22 protein-coding genes and 1 pseudogene are annotated in these 18379 nt (G+C 64.4%); 14 read left to right on the top strand and 9 right to left on the bottom strand.

Annotated features, from left to right (window positions below; genetic code table 11):
* Positions 1–195: 195 nt before the first annotated feature.
* Both fumC and EJ072_RS34325 read right to left on the bottom strand, forming a co-directional pair.
* Positions 196–1593 carry a class II fumarate hydratase gene (gene fumC / locus EJ072_RS34330; protein WP_126083210.1) on the bottom strand — a complete coding sequence of 466 codons (1398 nt, stop codon included), beginning with the start codon at positions 1591–1593 and terminating at the stop codon, positions 196–198.
* Between the two features lie 106 nt (positions 1594–1699).
* Complete coding sequence (locus EJ072_RS34325; protein WP_126083209.1) at positions 1700–2179, bottom strand: cupin domain-containing protein; 480 nt, start codon at positions 2177–2179, stop codon at positions 1700–1702.
* 106 nt (positions 2180–2285) lie between these two features.
* Here EJ072_RS34325 and EJ072_RS34320 point away from each other — a divergent pair, with 106 nt between their 5' ends.
* The gene (locus EJ072_RS34320; RefSeq protein ID WP_126083208.1) at positions 2286–3263 is read left to right on the top strand and encodes a LysR family transcriptional regulator; all 978 of its coding nucleotides are present in this window, start codon (positions 2286–2288) and stop codon (positions 3261–3263) included.
* Between the two features lie 38 nt (positions 3264–3301).
* On the opposite strand, the pseudogene betI reads toward EJ072_RS34320, so the two are convergent.
* A pseudogene (gene betI, locus EJ072_RS34315) lies at positions 3302–3871 on the bottom strand (transcriptional regulator BetI); the annotation flags it as partial.
* 38 nt (positions 3872–3909) lie between these two features.
* Between betI and EJ072_RS34310 the strand changes: the two are divergent.
* The gene (locus tag EJ072_RS34310) at positions 3910–4365 is read left to right on the top strand and encodes an alpha/beta hydrolase (RefSeq protein ID WP_245467106.1); all 456 of its coding nucleotides are present in this window, start codon (positions 3910–3912) and stop codon (positions 4363–4365) included.
* On the top strand, positions 4347–4535 hold the full coding sequence (locus EJ072_RS37205) for an alpha/beta fold hydrolase (protein WP_245467105.1): 189 nt from the start codon (positions 4347–4349) through the stop codon (positions 4533–4535). The genes EJ072_RS34310 and EJ072_RS37205 overlap by 19 nt, the downstream gene beginning before the upstream one ends.
* A gap of 83 nt (positions 4536–4618) precedes the next feature.
* On the opposite strand, the gene EJ072_RS34305 is transcribed toward EJ072_RS37205, so the two are convergent.
* Complete coding sequence (locus tag EJ072_RS34305) at positions 4619–5212, bottom strand: hypothetical protein (protein WP_126083206.1); 594 nt, start codon at positions 5210–5212, stop codon at positions 4619–4621.
* Between the two features lie 130 nt (positions 5213–5342).
* Here EJ072_RS34305 and EJ072_RS34300 point away from each other — a divergent pair, with 130 nt between their 5' ends.
* From EJ072_RS34300 to EJ072_RS34275, 6 genes are all read left to right on the top strand, one after another.
* Positions 5343–6491, top strand: a complete 1149-nt coding sequence (locus EJ072_RS34300; protein WP_126083205.1) for a metallophosphoesterase — start codon at positions 5343–5345, stop codon at positions 6489–6491.
* Between the two features lie 163 nt (positions 6492–6654).
* Positions 6655–8058 carry a patatin-like phospholipase family protein gene (locus EJ072_RS34295; RefSeq protein ID WP_126083843.1) on the top strand — a complete coding sequence of 468 codons (1404 nt, stop codon included), beginning with the start codon at positions 6655–6657 and terminating at the stop codon, positions 8056–8058.
* 19 nt (positions 8059–8077) lie between these two features.
* Entirely contained in the window at positions 8078–8731 is a 654-nt protein-coding gene (locus EJ072_RS34290; RefSeq protein WP_126083204.1) for a glutathione S-transferase family protein, read from the top strand.
* Positions 8732–8825: 94 nt separating this feature from the next.
* Positions 8826–9155, top strand: a complete 330-nt coding sequence (locus EJ072_RS34285; protein ID WP_126083203.1) for a YciI family protein — start codon at positions 8826–8828, stop codon at positions 9153–9155.
* Between the two features lie 207 nt (positions 9156–9362).
* Positions 9363–9707, top strand: a complete 345-nt coding sequence (locus EJ072_RS34280; RefSeq protein WP_126083842.1) for a YkgJ family cysteine cluster protein — start codon at positions 9363–9365, stop codon at positions 9705–9707.
* A 69-nt stretch (positions 9708–9776) separates the two neighbouring features.
* Complete coding sequence (locus tag EJ072_RS34275; protein WP_126083202.1) at positions 9777–10388, top strand: LysE family translocator; 612 nt, start codon at positions 9777–9779, stop codon at positions 10386–10388.
* Here EJ072_RS34275 and EJ072_RS34270 read toward each other — a convergent pair.
* Positions 10385–11410, bottom strand: coding sequence for an AraC family transcriptional regulator (locus EJ072_RS34270; RefSeq protein ID WP_189343164.1), 1026 nt, complete (start codon positions 11408–11410; stop codon positions 10385–10387). The two genes, EJ072_RS34275 and EJ072_RS34270, sit on opposite strands and share 4 nt — an antisense overlap.
* A gap of 185 nt (positions 11411–11595) precedes the next feature.
* On the opposite strand from EJ072_RS34270, the gene EJ072_RS34265 reads away from it, so the two are divergent.
* From EJ072_RS34265 to EJ072_RS34255, 3 genes are all read left to right on the top strand, one after another.
* Complete coding sequence (locus tag EJ072_RS34265) at positions 11596–12033, top strand: GFA family protein (RefSeq protein WP_126083200.1); 438 nt, start codon at positions 11596–11598, stop codon at positions 12031–12033.
* 56 nt (positions 12034–12089) lie between these two features.
* A complete protein-coding gene (locus tag EJ072_RS34260; protein ID WP_126083199.1) occupies positions 12090–12605 on the top strand; it encodes an OsmC family protein in 516 nt (171 codons plus the stop codon).
* Between the two features lie 84 nt (positions 12606–12689).
* Positions 12690–12887 (top strand): hypothetical protein, encoded by a 198-nt coding sequence (locus tag EJ072_RS34255; RefSeq protein WP_245467104.1) that lies wholly within the window; start codon positions 12690–12692, stop codon positions 12885–12887.
* An 86-nt stretch (positions 12888–12973) separates the two neighbouring features.
* Here EJ072_RS34255 and EJ072_RS34250 read toward each other — a convergent pair whose 3' ends face one another.
* Positions 12974–13429 carry an Lrp/AsnC family transcriptional regulator gene (locus EJ072_RS34250; protein ID WP_126083198.1) on the bottom strand — a complete coding sequence of 152 codons (456 nt, stop codon included), beginning with the start codon at positions 13427–13429 and terminating at the stop codon, positions 12974–12976.
* Positions 13430–13562: 133 nt separating this feature from the next.
* Here EJ072_RS34250 and EJ072_RS34245 point away from each other — a divergent pair, with 133 nt between their 5' ends.
* Positions 13563–14099 carry an alpha/beta hydrolase gene (locus tag EJ072_RS34245; RefSeq protein ID WP_126083197.1) on the top strand — a complete coding sequence of 179 codons (537 nt, stop codon included), beginning with the start codon at positions 13563–13565 and terminating at the stop codon, positions 14097–14099.
* A 312-nt stretch (positions 14100–14411) separates the two neighbouring features.
* Here EJ072_RS34245 and groL read toward each other — a convergent pair whose 3' ends face one another.
* The 3 genes from groL to EJ072_RS34230 form a co-directional block, all read right to left on the bottom strand.
* Positions 14412–16064: a chaperonin GroEL gene (gene groL, locus EJ072_RS34240; protein WP_126061351.1), complete on the bottom strand. Its 1653-nt coding sequence runs from the start codon at positions 16062–16064 to the stop codon at positions 14412–14414.
* Between the two features lie 62 nt (positions 16065–16126).
* Positions 16127–16423: a co-chaperone GroES gene (gene groES / locus EJ072_RS34235; protein ID WP_010915433.1), complete on the bottom strand. Its 297-nt coding sequence runs from the start codon at positions 16421–16423 to the stop codon at positions 16127–16129.
* 229 nt (positions 16424–16652) lie between these two features.
* Entirely contained in the window at positions 16653–17453 is an 801-nt protein-coding gene (locus EJ072_RS34230; protein WP_126083196.1) for a class I SAM-dependent methyltransferase, read from the bottom strand.
* A 107-nt stretch (positions 17454–17560) separates the two neighbouring features.
* Between EJ072_RS34230 and EJ072_RS34225 the strand changes: the two genes are divergently transcribed.
* Positions 17561–18376, top strand: coding sequence for a hypothetical protein (locus EJ072_RS34225; RefSeq protein WP_245467102.1), 816 nt, complete (start codon positions 17561–17563; stop codon positions 18374–18376).
* The last annotated feature ends 3 nt before the right edge of the window (positions 18377–18379 follow it).

The following is an 18379-nucleotide window of genomic DNA, read 5'->3' as shown; positions in this document are numbered from 1 at the left end:
GCTGGCTTCGGAGATTGCCGGGACGCTCGTCACGTCCTCATCCACGAGCGGAGCAAGGAGCGAAGCGACGCGCGCAGACCCATAGGATCCATGCCGTGACCTCAAAGCAGCCGCAAGCGGTCGGGGATACTTCGCCCTGGAATGACATCGCGAGGCCGCAGCAGCCTGTAACAGCCTCGCTCCGCGTCGCGAAAACTACCCCGGATGCGTCATGTCCTCGGGGCGCACCAGCCGATCATAGTCAGCCTCGCTGACCAGCCCCGTCGCCAGGGCCTCCTCACGCAAGGTCGTGCCGTTCTTGTGCGCGGTCTTGGCGATCTTGGCGGCGTTGTCGTAGCCGATGGTGGGGGCAAGCGCCGTCACCAGCATCAGCGAGCGCTCCAGCGCGGCCTTGATATTGTCCTCGCGAGCCTCGATGCCGACAACGCAATTGTCGGTAAAGGAGACGGAGGCGTCGGCGAGCAGCTGCACCGACTGCAGGAAGTTGTAGGCCATCAGTGGGTTGTAGACATTGAGCTCGAAATGGCCCTGGCTGCCGGCGAAGGTGAGCGCCGCATTGTTGCCGAACACCTGCACGCAGACCTGCGTCAACGCCTCGCACTGGGTCGGGTTGACCTTGCCTGGCATGATCGACGAGCCCGGCTCGTTTTCCGGCAGCGACAGCTCGCCGAGGCCCGAGCGCGGGCCGGAGCCGAGCAGGCGGATGTCGTTGGCGATCTTGAAGAGAGCCGCGGCCGCCGCGTTGATCGCGCCATGCGAGAACACCATGGAATCATGCGCCGCGAGCGCCTCGAACTTGTTCGGCGCGGTCACGAAGGCGATGCCGGTGATGGCGGCGATGCGGTCTGCCACCTTTTCCGCGAAGCCGACCGGCGCGTTGAGGCCGGTGCCGACGGCGGTGCCGCCTTGCGCCAGTTCCTGCAGGCCGGGCAGTGTCTGCTCGATGCGCTTGATCGAGGAGGCGACCTGCGCTGCATAGCCGGAAAATTCCTGGCCAAGGGTCAGCGGCGTGGCGTCCTGCGTGTGCGTGCGGCCGATCTTGATGATGTGGTTGAAGGCGCGCGCCTTGGCGTCGAGCGCCTTGTGCAGATGGTGCAGGGCAGGGATCAGGTGGTGCACGACCCGCTCGGCGCAGGCGATGTGCATGGCAGTCGGATAGGTGTCGTTGGACGACTGGCTCATGTTGACGTGATCGTTGGGGTGCACCGGCTTCTTCGAGCCCATGACGCCGCCGAGCATCTCGATCGCCCGGTTCGAGATCACCTCGTTGGCGTTCATGTTGGACTGCGTGCCCGAGCCGGTCTGCCACACCACCAGCGGGAAATGCTCGTCGAGCTTGCCGTCGATCACTTCCTGTGCGGCCTCCAGGATCGCCTTGCCGATCGCCGGATCGAGCCGCTTCATCTCCATGTTTACCTCGGCCGCGGCGCGCTTGACGATGCCGAGCGCGCGCACGATCGAGGCCGGCTGCTTCTCCCAGCCGATCTTGAAATTGCCCAGAGAGCGCTGCGCCTGCGCGCCCCAATAGCGGCCGGCCGCCACCTCGATGGGGCCGAACGTATCGGTTTCGGTTCTGGTCTTTTCAGCGCTCACGGGAACTCTCCGGCCTGTCGATTTGGGCAAGGGCGTATCGCGTTGCACAAACGGCATCAAGCGGAGATTGCGGGCGAGCAAGATGCAAATCGGTTGAAGGGAAGGCTCACCCCAGCGGCGGCCCGACAATGTCGATGCCGTTCTCGGCGCACAGCCTGGTCAGCATATCGATCTTCTGCGGCGTCGGCGTCGCCGCCGGCGGCAGGTCGGGCCGTTCAGCGGGGCGGCTTGCCTTGCGCACCATCGTCTCGAAATCCGGACCGCGCGTCACTGTGAGCGTATGCGCCCCTTCCGGAGACTCGACCCTGTAGGTGTGCGGCAGGCCTTTCGGCGCGAGCACCGTCTCGCCGGCGCCGGCGATCCGCTCACGGCCGTTGATGACGAAGCGTATCCGCCCTTCAAGGATATGAAACACCTCGTCCTCGTTGCGGTGCACGTGCAGCGGCGCGGAATCGCCATAGGGCTGGCGGTGTTCGATAACGCAGATCCCATCCTCGCCGTCGGCCGAACAGACCTGGATGGCGACAAGCGTGTTGTTGAACCAAAGGAGTTCCTTGCCTGCGATGCTGGTGTTGATCATTGTCATGATTGCTCTTTCTCTGTTGCGCGCCGGCGAAACGGCTTCGACAGCGACCTAACCTGGGATGGGCGGCCGACGGAAATCGAATGATCGTATGGGGCGGATCGATGCGATGAATTTGAATGCGCTCGACCTTAATCTGGTGAGGGTGCTCGACGCGCTTCTGCGCGAGAAGAGCGTGACGCGCGCCGGCGAGCAGATCGGCCTTAGCCAGCCGGCTGTCAGCGCGGCGCTCAACCGCCTGCGCCACGCGCTCAACGACCAGCTCTTCGTGCGCCGCGGCAACGACATGGTGCCGACGCCGCGCGCCGAGAGCCTGGCTGAGCCGGTGCGCGCGGCATTGCGCGAGATCGAGCGCGCCTTTCAGCCGGCAACCGATTTCGATCCGGCGAGGCTGGAACGGACCTTCACGCTTATGGGTGCCGATTTCTTCTCCATGCTCCTGATGCCGCCCTTTGCCGCCCGCATCGCGGCGGTGGCCCCCGGCGTATCGTTCCGCTTCCTCGACAGCGCCATTGGCGACGTGTCGAAGCTGCTGCAGGAGGATCGGATTGACCTTGCACTGGAGCGCCCGCTGGAGGTGGCGGAATGGGTCTCGAGCGTGGCGCTGTTCGGCTCGCCCTTCGCCATCATCGCCGCGAAGGACAATGCCGCGCTCTGCCAGGCGGGCATCGCGGAGGGCGAGGAGGTGCCGCTCGACTTTTTTTGCGCGCTGCCGCACGCGCTGCGCTCCATTGATGGCTCGATGTCGGGCTTCACCGACGATGCGCTGGGCAGGATCGGCCGAGCGCGCCGCGTCACGCTCGCTTTGCCGCACTTCCAGGCGGTGGCGCTGGCCGTGGCCGGCGGACCTTATCTGGCCGCCGTCCCGACGCAGTTCGCGGTGGCGGCGGCAAAATCCCTGCCGATCGGCATCTATCGGACGCCGATCCCGATACCGTCGGCGGCAGTCAGAATGTACTGGCACGCCCGTCGCGATGATGAGCCGCCGCATCGCTGGATTCGCGAGCAGATCCTCGACGAGGTGGGAAGGCTTGGGTTCAAGGACTGGGACCACCCATTGAGCCGTCAACCTCGCCCCGCCATATAGCCGACATCCACCCGGCGGCCTGTCGCTCGGTCTGAACTTTATCCAGCCGAGGCCAGGCCAACGGGCGCTGGCTGTCGTAGCGCCAGTCGCCCCGCGACGAAGTCCTTGACCTGGCGCACCGCCTGTTCGCGCGTGACGCTGCCCGGCTGCAGGCCGAGCCTGAGCCACAGCCCGTCGATCAAGGCGGTGACGCCGAGCACGATCTCCTCGGCCAGTTGCGGCGAAGCGAGACCGCGCGGACCGGACAACAGGTTCGAGCGCATCCGCGCGTGGATCACCTTCTGGATGCGTGCCAGCTTCTCGTCGCGCGGCACCTCGGCGCAGAGCGACAGCCAGGCATGGCAGAGTGGCGGCAGGAACAGGTGCTCCTCGAAATTGCCCTCGATCACGGCGTCCAGCCGTTCCATCGGAGACCGCGCCCGCTGCAGTCTGGCGACGACGGCGTGACAGAGCACGGCGTTGGCCTCGCGCATGGCGTGCTCGAACAGCTCCTGCTTGTTGCGGAAATAGTGCAGCACGATGCCCTTCGAGGCGCCGGCCTGGGCCGCGACCTTTTCCAGCGTCGCGCCAGCGATGCCTTCGCGCTCCAGAACGGCGAACGCCGCCTGCGCTGCTGGCCCCGCATCTTTCCGGGCGCCGGCTGATCATGCCGGCTCTGCGTGGCCACGGTGCCTCAAATGCGGGCGAGGGGTGCAGCGTCGCCGATTTCGCTGACGACATTGCCGGGCTGATCCGGCGCTTGCGGCTGGACCGATCGGTTGTCGTCGGACACTCGCTTGGCGGCATGGTGTCGATCGCGCTGGCCGCACAATATCTGAACGTGATCGGAGGGCTGGTCATCCTGGCCAGCACGCTGAAGCCCGATTTCGGATCGCATCACCAACTGATCGACGGCGTGGCGGCCCTGCGCGACCCGATCTCGCCGTCCGATCCGTTCTATGACTGGTGGCATGCCTGCCAGCCGGGCGTGCCGCAGGCATTTCTCGCCGGTCTCGCGCAGGACGCCTCCGCGATTCCGGCGGCGCGCTGGCGCGCCATTCTCGAAGAGATCCGCCGCACCGATCTGACCACCGCGGCGCGGCCGTGCGGGTCCCGACGCTGATCATCGCCGGCGGGCGCGATCCGCTTTTCGGCGAAGCGCACCAGCGGGCGCTGGTCCAGGCAATTGCCGGATCGCGTCTGGTCTGGGCGCGGGACTGCGGCCACAACCCGCATTGGGAAGACCCGGCCTTTGTCGCCAAGCCAATAGCCGGCGTCCTGTCAGCCGAGTGACTGCCGCAGAATCCTGTTGCGATAGACGCCGGCAGGACAAAAGGGGGGATCGCCTTCGCTCGAAAATTCAAGAACGACTGCCACTATTCCTTCAGCGGCTCGATCCTCTCGAACCCCACCTCGCTCTGCGCGCTCGTCCCCTCATCATACCGCCGCGCCAGCACCGCCTGCAGGTCCGGTGAATAGAGCGCGGTGAAGGTATCGATGACGTTGCCCGTGCTGCCGGTGATCGTTTCGCCGACCACGAGCACATTATACTTGCAGTCGCCGAGCCTGTAGGTGTCCTTGCCTTTGACGTTGAGCGCCAGCGTCTCGGTGCCCTGCGGCGCCTTTTTCGAAGACAGCCGCACGAATTCGGTCTTGCTCTTGGCGCCCGCCTTCAGCGGGAACAGCTTCTTCAGGTCGCCGAGCGGGATCATCGACAGCCGCCCGGTATCGCTGTCGCGGAACACCTCGATCAGCCCGGCATAGAGATACTGCGTCTGCGGCAAATCCGATTGATATTTGTTGGCGACCGCGACCATGCCGCCGGGCGCCGGCCGGAACTCGCTGCTAATGCCGGGTTTTTCGAGCACGAAGCCGGCTTTTGCGGATTTGGCGTCGACGCAGTCTGCGGCCTGCGCGCCGCCGGCGAAGGCGAGCATGGCGAGCACCATGCCGGTTGTAAGGCTCTTCATGCCTTCCTCCCCTGGGTGCATGTAGCAGAGCAATGACAGACCGCCGTTGTTCTGTCGACCCAGGAGCTTTCATGCCTTGGCATGGATAGTCTCCCCGGCTGGGCATTGAACTGGACGAGGCGGGTCGAGAATGTTTAATCGGGTAACGATGAAACGTCCCTCGCCAGCAACCATCTCGCGCCGTCTGCTCATCACCCGGACGGGACTCTTCGCTGCCGCCTGCGCCCTTCCTCGCGTGGCCTTCGGCCAGACCGGAAAGCGCATCCAGCCGATCGACGCCACCTTCCTCTTCGTCGCCGATATCCATGCCTGCCGCATGGCAAGCGGCCTCAGCCCCAATTGCCTGCAGGAAGGCAAGACCGATGCAGCACTTCTTCGCAATGTCGCGGCCCTGAACGCCGTTGCCGACAAGAAGTGGCCGGCCGAGATCGACGGCGTCTCCACCGGCCTGCATTCGGCCGGCACCCGCATCGGCACGCCGCTCGGCCTCGTCACCGGCGGCGACATCACTGATGATGGCGGCGGCCAGGTCACCGAGCCCAGCGAAGGCACGCAGCTTCTGCAGTTCTCCCAGCGCTACCAGGAAGGCATCGGGCCGGATCGCGTCCACATCCCGGTCTATGTCGGGCTCGGCAATCACGATCTCGACCAGAACGGCTCGCCGCCGCATGTAGATTGGTATCGCCGCGAATTGCGAGATTATGTCGAGGTCAACCATCGCCCCGGCGTGTTCTTCAAGCCGCCTGTGCCGGCAACCGAATACGACGTCGACACTGACTGCTATTCCTGGGACTGGGGCGGCCTGCATCTCATCCAGACGCACCGCTTCGCCGGCGACACCGGACATGGCGCGCCGAGCAGCCTGCCCTGGCTGAAGCAGGACCTCGCCACTTATGCCGGCGATGGCCGTCCAGTGGTCATCTTCCAGCATTATGGTTGGGACACCTTCTCGACCGAGCGCTGGGATCCGGTGAAACGCACCTATGACGACGATGGTTCAGGCCGCCCGCACTGGTGGGGCGAGGCCGACCGCCAGGCTCTGCTGGCGGCGATCAGCGGCTACAATGTCATCGCGATCTTCCACGGCCATCAGCACGAAGTGCCGATGATCTACCAGCGCGACGGCCTCGATCTCGTCAAGCCGAAGGCGGCCTATATGGGCGGCTTCGCACTCGCGCGCATCACGGCCGACAACATGGATGTGGTGCTGGGCGAGGCGGCTGGCGACCATGGCGAGATCGTCTTCACCAACGCTTTCGCCAAGCAATTCCAGGCATGAAAAGGCCGCCCCGCGGCGGCCTCCATGGTGCCTGTCATCCTGATGCTTGAGGGGTGCGGTTGCATCGGGCAACGCAATCCGGTTAGGCTCGCCGCGGCTGCCGGCGAGGGCAGCCCTGGGGGAACCGGGTTTGCGTCTTCGTGTGGCTTTTGTCGCTGTCCTGATGGCCCTGGCTGGCTGCATCGCCGACGACGTCGGACCGATCAACACGCTCACCCGGAAAGCAGGTCGCCCATCACCCACTTATATCCCCGACCCGGCCGATGATGGCTCGACCGTCGTGGGACTTGCGTTTTCCGGCGACGGCACGCGGGCCGCCGCTTTCTCCTACGGCGTGTTGCGGGCGCTGGACGACGTCGTCATCGATCAACGCCCGAAACAGCGCACGCTGGTCGACGACATCAGGATGGTTTCGGGCGCCTCGGGCGGCGCGGTCACCGCCGCGTATTTCGGCTACAAGGGCAGGGACGGCTACCAGGACTTTCGTGAGCGCTTCCTGACCCAGAACGCCGAAGCCGATCTCAGGACATCGTTGTCGCCGGTCAACTTCATCCGCGCCTATTATGGCGGCGTCAACGACCGCAGCGGTTTCGCCAGATGGCTGAACGACCATCTGTTCGACGGCGCGGCCTTCAAGGCCTTGCACCGGCCGAAAGGTCCGATCGTCTGGATCAACGCCTCCGACATATACAACCGCACGCCGTTCCTCTTCACCCACGACACCTTCGCGGCGCTGTGCAGTGACCTCGACCAAGTGCGGATTGCCGACGCTGTCGCGGCATCTGCCGCCGTGCCGATTGTCTTCGCACCGATCGTGGTCTCGGCGACCAGCCCCCATTGCGGTTACCACAGGCCGCAATGGCTGAGCGAGGCGCTTGCCGACCGCAACGCCTCGCTGCGGCTCAAGGCCTATGCCAGCGCGCTCGATTCCTATCAGAACGACGATCCGCTCGACTATGTGAAGCTGCTCGACGGTGGGCTGACGGACAATATCGGTGTCACCGGCTTCACGCTTGAGCGCTCCGCCGCCGGCACACCTTACGGGCCGCTGTCGCCGTCGGCCGCGGTCCGCCTGACGACGCTGATCTTCATCGTCGCCGACGCCGGGAGCGACAGCGATGTGAACTGGGCGAAGTCGCTGCACGGGCCAAAGGCCGCCGAGCTCCTCGACGCCGTGACCAGCACCACGCTCGCCGCCTCGGTGCGCGACGAGTTCGATGCGCTGAAACTTGCGGTCTCGCAATGGAAGGGCGAGCTGGTGCGCTATCGCTGCGGGCTCCCGGCCTCGACCGTTTCGGCCTATCGCGGTTCGTCGGCCGGGTGGAACTGCCGTGGTGTCCGCCTTGTGGTCCAGCACCTTTCCTTTGCCGATCTCGATCCGGCGACGCAGGCGAAGCTGAACGAGATTCCGACCAGGCTCAGGCTGCCTGTCGACCAGGTCGATCTCACGATCGATGCCGGCCGCAGGGCGCTCGAGGTTAATCCCGACATACAGACGGCAGTCGCTGCGATCCAGGCCCGCGCCGGCGTGAGGCCGCCGGCGATCACGACGGCCGAAGCGAATTGACATCATCAGGAGACAGTTCTTGGCAGAGTTCACCCTCTATATCGGCAACAAATGCTTTTCGTCCTGGTCGCTCAGGCCCTGGGTGGCCATGCGGCACCTGGAAATACCTTTCGAGGAGGGCTTCGTGCGGCTACGCACGCCGCAGACAGCCGCCAACCTCGCCAAGGTGTCGCCGACCGGCCTTGTGCCGGTGTTGAATCACAATGGCAGCATCGTCTGGGAAACGCTTGCCATCCTTGAATATCTTGCTGACCTCTACCCTGAGAAAAGGCTCTGGCCGGAGGACCTCGGCGCTCGTGCGCTGGCGCGCTCGGTTGCCACCGAGATGCACTCCGGCTTCCGCGAGGTTCGTTACGGCTGGCCGATGAACCTGCGTCGGCCGACATCGCACAAGCCGCTCGATGCCGAGGGCGAGGCACAGCGGGCGAGGATCGAGGCGATCTGGCGCCAGTGCCGCGAGCAATATGGCCAGGGCGGCCCGTTCCTGTTCGGTCATTTCACTGCGGCCGATGCCATGTATGCGCCGGTGGTCACGCGCTTCGACACTTATGGCGGCGAGCTGGCGCCCGTCACCCGCGCCTATGTCGACGCGGTGCTGGCGATGCCCGCGATGCGGCACTGGTACGCGGAAGCTGCCAAGGAGCCCTGGCCGGAGCCCGGCCCGGACGAATAGAGCTATTCCGGAAGAAGGTGTAACGTTCGTGGAGGTTGCGCAGCGGATACGCCTCGTGGGCGGCCGGCGGCAATAGACTTTCGGGGAGGCGGCGATGGCCAGCAGTGAAGCATCGCGTGAAGCCACGGCGTCAACGATCTTCCATTGCCGGTTGATCCCGCCGCGGCCGGATTTCGCCCTCACTATGACGGAGGAGGAAAGGGCGCTGATGGGCCGGCATGCCGACTATCTGCGCGAGAAGCTCCGCGAAGGCATCATGATCATGGCAGGCCCGGTCGCCGATCCGGCCGGCCCATGGGGGCTGCTGATCCTGCGTGCCGGCAGCGAGGCGGAGGCGAGGGCCGTGACCGACGCCGACCCGGTGGCGCGTTCGGGCCGCGGCTTCCGCTATGAGATCCTGCCGCTGTTGAGCGTGATCATGTAGGCCTGATGAAAAACGCCTCTCGCGCTTTTTACACGCGGGAGGCGTCTTTGCCGTCAACCTTTCTCGATCGCTCTCGAATTGCTGACAGCAGGGATAAACCGGCAGCCGGCGAAAGGGTTCCCGGCAAAACGAAAAAATCATGCTGTCGGGAAAAATTGCGTGGAAGTATGGACGAACGCCGCAATCCTGCGCCAAGACAAGGCACGCATGAGGATCGCCTTGCCGCTCGACCCCGCCATCACCGTATCGCTTTCGCAAGGCGTCGCCTTCGACTGCCAGAGCTGCGGAGCCTGCTGCTCCTATTCGGCCGACTGGCCGCGCTTCTCGACCGAGGAGGATGAGCAACTGGACCGCATCCCGCTCGAACTGGTAGCCGCCGACCAGTCCGGAATGCGCTGCGAGGGTGCGCGGTGCTCTGCGCTCACCGGGGAGGTGGGTAAGCACACGGCTTGCGGCATCTATGATCTCCGCCCGGATGTCTGCCGCGCCTGCATGCCCGGCGGCGACGACTGCCTGATGGCAAGGACGGCGCATGGGTTGTCGGTGAGCTAGTCTCCACCCGCTTGCCGAAGTCCACACCTCCCGGTACCTTCCGGCCGGGCAGGGCCGCGGAGGAAATCCATGAGCATCGAATTCCTGTTGACGTCGCTGATCATCGTGGCCTCGCCCGGCACAGGCGTCCTCTACACGCTGAGCGCCGGCCTCTCGCGCGGCGCGCGGGCCTCGGTCGTAGCCGCATTCGCCTGCACGTTGGGCATCATCCCGCATATGGCGGCCGCCATCACTGGCCTCGCCGCTGTGCTGCACACCAGCGCCGTCGCCTTCGAGACGCTGAAATATCTCGGCGTCGCCTACCTGCTCTACATGGCCTGGAACACGTTGAAGGAAAAAGGCGGCCTCAGCATCGATGAGGACGCCGCGCCGCGCTCGACCGCCAGGACGATCACCGCTGGCATCCTGGTCAACGTGCTGAACCCGAAACTGTCGATCTTCTTCTTCGCCTTCCTGCCGCAATTCGTCAGCACCACCGAGCCGCATGCGCTGCCCAGAATGCTGGAGCTCTCCGGCGTCTTCATGCTGATGACCTTCGTCGTCTTCGCCGTCTATGGCGTCTTCGCGGCCTCGGTGCGCAGCCACATCGTGTCGCGGCCGAAGGTGTTGACCTGGATGCGCCGCAGCTTCGCCGCTGCCTTCGTCATGCTTGGCGCCAAGCTGGCTGTGGCGGATCGCTAGCTCCCTGATTCATTCGCCGTTTCGGAAGCCTCGTCGCTTCCGGAGCCCGCCGCAACTCTAACGCCCAGGCGCCAGGCCGAGGGCGGTACGCCGATCATCTTCTTGAAGGCCCGGCTGAACGCCGCTTCGGATTCGTAGCCTATCTCCGCCGCGATGCTGGCGACGTTGCTGTTGCCGGTGCTGAGCAGCTCCGAGGCGATCTGCATGCGCCATTTGGCGAGATAATGCATCGGTGGCATGCCGACGATTTTGGTGAAGCGCTCCGCAAGCACCGTGCGCGAGAAAGCGGACTCCTTGGCCAGCGCCTCCACCGTCCAATTGTGGGCCGGCCGGTCGTGGATCAGCGCCAGCGCCTTCGACAGCTGCGGATCGCGCAGGCCCGCCAGCCAGCCGGTCTGCTGCGGCGGCAGCGATTCCACATAGCGGCGCAACACGTCAACGAACATCAGTTCGCTGAGCTTGGTAAGCACCGTTTCGCTGCCGGCCCGCTTCTCGGCCACTTCCGAGACCGCCAATCTGATGAACTGGCCGAGCCAGCCGCCATCGCCTTTGACGTCGCCGGCCTTGATGACGGGCGGCAGCGCCTCCAGCAGTGGATTGAAGGGCAGGGCATGGCAGGCGAGATAGCCGCAGACCAGCCTCGCCGACAGCGATCCGTCCTTGACGTAGTTGATCGGGAAAGGCGTTTGGCTTGCGGCCGCGATCTGCAGCACGTCCGCCGTCGGCGGGTCGGCCCTCAAATCGGGCGTGCTCGACATGATATGCGGGTCGCTGTGGGTGAAGACCACGACCTCGCCGGCCTCCACCGGGATCGCCTCCTGGCCGATAATGCGGGCAAAGCAGCGGCCCGCCGTGAGCACGTGATAGGAAATCAGGTGGTCCGCGCCCGGCAGTATCCTCGGCAATATCGAGGCGGGTGCCGGCGAGCAGACCGCCCACGGATCCTGGGCCTCGATGTCGAAAAACGTCGCACCGGTGAGGCGCACCGTTTTCAAAAGGTCAGACAGAGCGTCTCCGGCCATTTCACCCATGTCCCGCTAAGCCAGCTGCGCGACTTCCATTCGAGTTCCGGACGCGCTGTCAACTAACGCGGACGCCCCATCATTCCGTCCCAGGTGGGAAGCTTTAAACCCCAACCGGCGTCAGGAGCTGTCTTCTGTTGCACGCTCTGCGCAATCGAACGCAACGAAAGAAAAGGACTAAAGTCATGACGGTACATAAGACGGTACATAAGGGCGGGTGTTTTTGCGGCGCCGTGGAAATTGAAGTCCACGGAAACGCGGAGGCAATGGGCTATTGCCATTGCAGTTCCTGCCGTTCCTGGTCGGCGTCTCCCGTGAACGCCTTCACGCTGTGGAAGCCTCAGAACGTCAAGGTCACCAAGGGGGCGGAGTTTCTCTCAGGTTTCAAGAAGTCCGAGATGAGCGACCGCCAGTTCTGCACGAAATGCGGCGGCCATTTGATGACGGACCATCCGCCGCTCGGACTGGTCGACGTCTATGCGGCCACCATACCGACGGTGGAATTCGCGCCGGGGGTCCATGTCAATTACGCCGAGACGGTCCTGCCGATGAAGGACGGGCTGCCGAAGCTGAAGGACTTTCCCGCCGAGCTCGGCGGCTCCGGGATCGCGGTCCCGGAATAGGTCCGGACGATGGTCGACGACTTCAAGCAACCGCAATTCACGACAGGAGAACAGCAATGGATATCGCGACGTTTCGCGCCACGCAGGAGCCGATCAAGGATCTTTATCGCAAGGATGCGCGGGCCGCGCTTCTTACCTTGAAGGCGAAGGGCAGCGCCGACGACTCAAAGGTGACCTGCAAGGTCGAAACCGGGCGCGGGCTTGCGCTGGCCGGCATTCATCCGAAGGCCGGCGGCAGCGGCCAGGAGCTTTGCTCCGGCGACATGCTGCTGGAGGCGCTGATCGCCTGCGCCGGCGTCTCGATGCGCGCGGCCGCGGCCGTGCTCAAGATTCCGATCAAGTCGGCGGAAATCTCCGCCGAGGGCGATGTCGATCTTCGCGGCACGCTCGGCGTCACCGAGGGGGTGCCGGTCGGCTTCAAGGAAATCCGCCTGCGCTTCGACATCGAGTCGGATGTCGAGCAAAGCCGGCTGACCCAACTCATGGAGCTCACCGATCGCTACTGCGTGATCTTCCAGACCATCCAGCGCAGTCCGAAGACCCTCGTGAAGCTCAACAGGGTGGTCTCGTGACACTTTGCCCGGAACCGAGATCCTAGCGGGCAGGTTCCGGGCTGGGCCTGAGCGCGGCTATCCGCGCCAGGCCTATCCTTTCACATGCCCCGTCGCCTCGACGATTTTGCCGGAGCGGCGTGCGCAGCGCTGGCGTTGCTGGTCGAATCTTCGCTGGAAGGCCTTATGGTGATCGCCCGCGCCACCAACGACCGCACGCCGGTCCAGGCCGTTGCCGACGAGGTCGCCGCGCTGGTCGAGCAGGCGGTGCTTGCTGGTCAGGCCACTGCGGAGCCGCATTGACCATTTGAGCGGTCAACTCGGTCGCGCGCGGCCGATGAAGGCCCGCCGGCAGAGCGTTTCGCCTTTCCTTTGAACGGTGAAACGCGCTAGCGGGCCGATTGCCGGATCAGATCGCGGCCGATCGGCTTCGGTGTCTCGCTGCGCAGCACCAGCGCCGTCGTGACGGAGCCGTGGCGCGCCACGGCGTCGACGATGCTTTCAAGTTGCGCCGGCGAGGGGACGACCACTTTGAGGATGAAGCAGTCCTCGCCGGTAAGCCGGTGCACTTCGGTGATCTGTGGCATCTCGGCGAACTGCTTGAGGCAGGGGCGGATATGCTCATGCGTGGTGCGCACCCGGATGATGGCCATCATGCCCAGGCCGAGCGCGGCCGGGTCAATCACGGCGGTGTAGCCTGCAATGACGCCGCGCTCCTCCAGGCGTTTCACCCGCTCCGAAGTCGCCGGCTGCGAGAGGCCGACGCGGCGGCCAAGCTCGGACATGCCGATGCGGCCGTTCTCCTGCAAGGCTTCGACAATGGCAATGTCGGTGGGGTCGAACATAACTGGCTCATCGGGTTATTCATCTTCACTTTGAATCCATCGGATTCGAAGTCATTTTTTCCGATGATTTCCTATTCCTGCTCCTGCGGCAAGACGCCACCATGCTCCTGTTGATCTTTAGGAGCAAGGCGACATGACGCATTTCATCATCCTGCCGGGTAGCGGCGGCTCGGGGCCCACGCATTGGCAATCGCGCTGGCAAGACACCGATCCGGCGATGCGGCGTTTCCAGCCATCAAGCTGGGACCTGCCTGATTTCACCGACTGGCTGGCGGCTCTGGAGGCAGCCGTGATCGAAGCGCCCGAGCCGCCCGTTCTGGTGGCGCACAGCCTGTCGTGCCTGCTGGTCGCGCATTGGCAGACAATTTCGCGGCGTCCGGTCCGCGCGGCCATGCTAGTCGCGGTTCCGGACCCGATGGCGGCTCTGTTCCCGGTCTACGGCATGGCCTTCGCCAGGATACCCCAGGACAGATTGCGCTTTGCTTCGCTGGTGGTCGCTAGCACCGACGATCCCTACGGATCGCGCGACTATGCCGAGGCGAGGGCGGCGCGGTGGGGCAGCGGCATCGCCATCATCGGGCCGGCCGGCCATATCAACGCGCAAAGCGGATTGGGCGACTGGCCGCAGGGCCGCGCTTTGCTCGATGGCCTTGTCGCTGAAGCAGCCTGAGGCGCAGCGTTGACGTTTGAGCAACGAAAAAGGGCGGCATCTCTGCCGCCCTTTCCGTATGAATTAGCCAAGCAGCCTGGATTAGAAGTCCATGCCGCCACTCAAGCCCGCTTGCGGGCTTGAGCAATGTTGGCTGATGGGCGTGCTTTATGGACTTCTTAGAAGTCCATGCCGCCACTCAAGCCCGCTTGCGGGCTTGAGCAATGTTGGTTGATGGGCGTGCTTTATGGACTTCTTAGAAGTCCATGCCGCCACTCAAGCCCGCTTGCGGGCTTGAGCAATGTTGGTTGATGGGCGTGCTTTATGGACTTCTTAGAAGTCCATGCCGCCCATGCCACCCATGCCGCCGCCGGGCATGCCGCCCGGCATACCGCCGGCAGCTTCCTTCTTCGGTGCTTCGGCGATCATGGCTTCGGTGGTGACGAGCAGGCCGGCGACCGAGGCCGCGTCCTGGAGAGCCGTGCGCACGACCTTGACCGGGTCGACGATGCCCATGGCGATCATGTCGCCATAGTCGCCGGTCTGGGCGTTGAAGCCGAAGGTCGCGCCCTTGTTCTCGAGGATCTTGCCAGCAACGATCGAAGCTTCCGCACCGGCGTTCGACGCGATCTGACGGGCCGGAGCCTGCAGCGCGCGGCGCACTATGTTGATGCCGGCGGCCTGGTCGGAGTTAACGCCGGTGGCCTTGACGTTGGCCGAGGCGCGCAGCAGGGCCACGCCGCCGCCGGCGACGATGCCTTCTTCCACGGCCGCGCGGGTCGCGTTGAGCGCGTCGTCAACGCGGTCCTTCTTTTCCTTCACTTCCACTTCGGTCGCACCGCCGACGCGGATCACGGCAACGCCGCCGGCGAGCTTCGCCAGACGTTCCTGCAGCTTCTCCTTGTCGTAGTCCGAGGTGGTCTCCTCGATCTGCTGCTTGATCTGGGCGACGCGGCCCTGGATCTCTGCCTTCTTGCCGGCGCCGTCGACGATGGTGGTGTTCTCCTTGGAGATCGACACCTTCTTGGCGCGGCCGAGCATGTTGAGGCCGACATTCTCGAGCTTGATGCCGAGGTCTTCCGAGATGACCTGGCCACCGGTCAGGATGGCGATGTCTTCCAGCATGGCCTTGCGGCGGTCACCGAAGCCCGGAGCCTTGACGGCGGCGATCTTCAGGCCACCGCGCAGCTTGTTGACGACCAGCGTGGCCAGGGCCTCGCCTTCGACGTCTTCCGAGATGATGAGCAGGGGCTTCGAGGTCTGAACGACAGCTTCCAGGACCGGCAGCATTGCCTGCAGGTTGGAGAGCTTCTTCTCGTGCAGCAGGATGTAGGCGTCTTCCAGATCGGCGACCATCTTGTCGGCGTTGGTGACGAAGTAGGGCGAGAGATAGCCGCGGTCGAACTGCATGCCTTCGACGACTTCCAGCTCGGTCTCGGCGGTCTTGGCTTCCTCGACGGTGATGACGCCTTCGTTGCCGACCTTCTGCATCGCTTCCGCGATCATCTTGCCGACCGACTCGTCGCCATTGGCCGAGATCGTGCCGACCTGGGCGACTTCCTCGGAGGTCTTGATCTTCTTGGCGGCCTTGCCAAGAGCGGCGACGACTTCACCGACGGCGAGGTCGATGCCGCGCTTGAGGTCCATCGGGTTCATGCCAGCGGCAACGGCCTTGTTGCCCTCCTGCACGATCGCCTGGGCGAGAACGGTAGCGGTGGTCGTGCCGTCGCCGGCGATGTCGTTGGTCTTCGAAGCGACTTCGCGGACCATCTGGGCGCCCATGTTCTCGAACTTGTCCTCAAGCTCGATCTCCTTGGCGACGGTGACGCCGTCCTTGGTGATGCGCGGGGCGCCGAACGACTTGTCGATGACGACGTTGCGGCCCTTCGGTCCGAGGGTCACCTTCACCGCGTCGGCGAGGATGTTGACACCGCGCAGCATGCGCTCACGGGCGTCGCGGGAGAATTTTACGTCTTTTGCAGCCATGGTTAGCTCCTGACAGGGGCTCGGGAAGAGCCCGAAAACTCAGTTGATGGAGAGGCCGAAATTCAGCCGATGATGCCCATGATGTCGGATTCCTTCATGATCAGAAGGTCTTCGCCATTGAGCTTGACTTCAGTGCCCGACCACTTGCCGAACAGGATGCGGTCGCCGGCCTTGACGTCCAGGGGCACCAGCTTGCCGCTCTCGTCGCGGGCGCCGGAGCCGACGGCGATGATCTCGCCTTCCTGCGGCTTCTCCTTAGCCGTGTCCGGGATGATGATCCCGCCGGCGGTCTTGGATTCGGATTCGACCCGGCGAACGACCACGCGGTCATGAAGCGGGCGGAACTTGGACTTTGCCATGTTGTCTTCCTCGAGTGAGAACGGTGAGAACTGTTCCTCCATCCGGCGAGGCCGCCGGATATGAGTTAGCACTCACCAAAGGCGAGTGCTAACGTGGCGCTGAGATAGGCCGGCGCCTTGCCAGAGTCAAGGCGCGCGAAAGGGGCAAGCGGCGCGAAATTTTTCTCAGGCGAAACGTCACCATGAAAAGCGCCTGCTGTCGCGGGACACCGACGAGCAATCCCACCCGTCAGTCCCGGCGCTTCGGCGCTCGCAGCACCAGCAGCGGGCAGCGTTCGGCGAGCCCGTATGTGCCGGTCGAGGCAACGTCGACGTCGTCGAAAAATACCTTGGCTTCCTCGACAAGCGCGCTTACCGGCGCAAAATTGTAGATGACGGATGAGTTACGGTAGACGTCGACGGTGCCGATCACCGGCAACTCCCATCCCGTGCGTGTCGAAAGTTCGTCGCGGTCGGGAAACATCGCTTCGAATTGCTCGAGAATTCCCGTCACCGGTATGACGTAGTCCGGCGCGCCGGCGACCGCGGTCATGGCCACCCGCCATTTGAGGTCGTGAAAGGTCGAGACGCCGCCGGCCAACGCGAGGGCGCGGACATCCCGCGGATCGTCGCGTGTCTCGGGGGAAGCGTACAGCCTGATGCCGGCGCGCCCGTCTGCTTTCAGAACGCGCGCGATGGCTGAAAACAGCGCTTGCCTCGCATCCGCCCCGCCGATGACAGTGAGGCATCCGTCGCCGATCAGCGCATCGACGCTTGCGTCAGACATCGGCGGATCGAACCAGTCGCCGCGTACCGCCTTGCGCCTTTCGGTATCGCCCGGCCAGATGCCGGCGATCATGTCGGCCGACTCGTCGACCGCCGTCATCCTGGCGCCAAGCCCGGCGAGCTCCGGCGTCACGCCGAACATCACGACGTGCGATCGAGCGAGGTCGAGTTCGCGGTTATAGGCCTCGACGACTTCCGGCGGCGGCCTGAGCGGCGACCCCAGCAACTGCCAATGCCTGCGAATTGCATTCCAATGCTCTGTCATCACAAACCCGCCCGTACGATTGTGTTAGAACGCATAATCGAGGACGCTTAAGAAACCAAGCCGGGGGGCGGATGGCACGTATTGCGGTTATCACGCATGAGTTTGACGTGTTTGAACGCCGTCGCGGGCCGTTGCTGCGCCGCGACAGCCCCTACATGCTCTTCGATCTCCTGGAGGAGTTGAAGCGCCGGGGACATTCCGTTCGCATTGTTGCGGGCACGTCGGCCAGGCCAGAGGCGGATATCGCGATACTCCATGTCGACGCGACCGTGACGCCACCCGAATATGTCGAATACGCGCGCACTTATCCCTTCTGCCTCAACATCGGCGCCGCCGATATCTCGAAGCGTCGCGTCAGCGGCGCGGTGATCGACAGGGATCACAGCTGGCGAGGCCCAGTCATCGTCAAGAGCAGCCTCAACAATCTGGGAACGCGGGAGCAGACGCTCAATCGGCGATCGCGGCGCGCCGGCAGGCCGGAGCCGTTTCCCGATGCCAGGCTGCTCGATCGCTACCGCATCCACGGCTCGCTTGCGGAAGTTCCCCCGGCGGTGTTCGACCGCAAGGATCTCGTGGTGGAAAAGTTTGTTCCCGAGCCCGAGCCTGACGGCTTTGGCGCCCGCTTCTGGCTGTTTTGCGGAGAACGCGAGCGTTGTACCCGGCATGTCTCGCCGCAGAACCTGGTCAAAGGCGAAGATACGATCCGACGAGAGCCGGTTCCGGTTCCCGACGAGCTTCGCGCGCTACGGCGCGATCTCGGCTTCGACTACGGCAAATTCGATTTCGTCATGCATGAAGGCAAGGCCCTTCTGCTTGACGCCAACAAGACGCCCGGCCGCGTCCGCAACCTGTCCGCCTTCCTCGCCGCCGGCAATTCAAATCTCGCCGACGGCTTCGAAGGACTGATCCGCCAGGTAACTTAGGCG

The sequence above is a fragment of the Mesorhizobium sp. M2A.F.Ca.ET.046.03.2.1 genome (assembly GCF_003952425.1).
GTDB lineage: Bacteria > Pseudomonadota > Alphaproteobacteria > Rhizobiales > Rhizobiaceae > Mesorhizobium.
This window is presented reverse-complemented; position numbering and strand designations above follow the sequence as displayed.